The following is a 1,443-nucleotide window of genomic DNA, read 5'->3' on the forward strand; positions in this document are numbered from 1 at the left end:
GTCGACGGTGACCGCGCGGCGGTTGGCGCCGTCCTGGTCCTCTGCGGTGAGGCCGGTGTCGTCGGCAGTGGCCCTGGTCGTCGTTGCGTCGGTCTGCTGCTTGGTCTTCTTCTTGTCGGCGGCGTTTGTCTTGTTCTTTTTAGCCGTATCCTTGTCGTCCGCCTTCTTGCCCGTGGCGTCGGCGCGCTGCCTGGCGGTCGGGGTCCGGCGCGGCTTGGGCGGAGCTGGGTTGTCGGCGAACGGATCGTCGGTGGCGGCAGGCTGCTCGAAGATGCTTTCGTCGGCGGCTGCCGCATCAGTATCGTCCGGCACCGCGCCGGAACTTGCCGGCGAATAGGCGTCGGCCGGGGCGTCGGCGGTCGCAGTCTGCGGCGTGTCCTGATCCTGGGCGCGAGCCCTGCTCATCTGCCTGACCTTGCGCTGCTGGTCCGACAGGATCGCTGATTCCGAAACCTCGCCGCGCAGTTCGGTTTCCTGGGCCTGGAGCGGCATCGGCCGCAGCAAGGCAAGAACGCTCGCCGCCAGCAGCAGCGTGCTGACGGCCTTGCCCGTTCGACCTCTTTTCGTTTCAGGCTGGGCCCCAGTCATCGTCACCACTGCTAGCGCGGCGCAGGCGCGCCATACTTACCGAACCGTAAATGGGGATGGTTAACGGAGGGTTGAGGCGGGCGGTTCTCTCACGCATGCGGTGTCCTGGATTTCGGGGCTGGCGCCATTGGATATTGGGCCACGGGCAAAGACCGGGATCGAACCTAAAGCGCGGCGAGTGGAAACGGATTCAGGCGACGCGCTTCAGGTTTTTTGCTTTATGCATGTTTCCCAAAACCGCCGCCCACTTTTGGGCGACCTGCATCAGGTGCCATTTCTGTTGGACAGGCGGGCGGCAAAGCGCTAAGCGCATCAGCCATGCATGCGGGGTCCCCAGAAAAGAAGCGCCCGGACAGGCAGGCTTCGATCGATTCGGCGCTGAGAACCGTGGCGACCGAGCAGGCTGGCATGGCTGCTTTTGCCGCCGCGCTCGAGAACGGGCTGGCCGCGCCATTCGCGCGCGCCGTCGAGCTGATTTCGGGCATCGAGGGCCGCGTCATCGTCACCGGCGTCGGCAAAAGCGGCCATATCGGCTCCAAGATCGCCGCCACGCTCGCCTCGACCGGCACGCCCGCCTTCTTCGTCCATCCGGCGGAAGCCAATCATGGCGATCTCGGCATGATCGCCAAGGATGATGCCATCATCGCCATGTCGTGGTCGGGCGAGAGCAAGGAATTGATGGGCATCGTCGCCTATGCAAAGCGATTTGCGATCCCGCTTATCGCCATCACGTCCGGCGAGACCTCGGCGCTGGCGCGCGCAGCCGACGTGGTGCTGCTTTTGCCGCCCGCGCCGGAGGCCTGTCCGCACGGGCTTGCGCCGACGACATCGGCGCTGCTGCAACTGGTAACGGGC

Annotated in this window: 1 protein-coding gene and 1 pseudogene; one reads left to right on the top strand and one right to left on the bottom strand. The window is 65.5% G+C overall.

The window, feature by feature from the left end; genetic code table 11:
* Nucleotides 1-588, bottom strand: a pseudogene (locus tag EN781_RS32480) (hypothetical protein); the annotation flags it as partial.
* A 318-nt stretch (nucleotides 589-906) separates the two neighbouring features.
* Here EN781_RS32480 and EN781_RS32485 point away from each other — a divergent pair.
* A partial coding sequence (locus EN781_RS32485; RefSeq protein ID WP_127400720.1) for an SIS domain-containing protein occupies nucleotides 907-1,443 on the top strand: 537 nt, incomplete at its 3' end.

Source organism: Mesorhizobium sp. M4A.F.Ca.ET.090.04.2.1, from assembly GCF_003999085.1.
Taxonomy (GTDB): Bacteria; Pseudomonadota; Alphaproteobacteria; order Rhizobiales; family Rhizobiaceae; genus Mesorhizobium.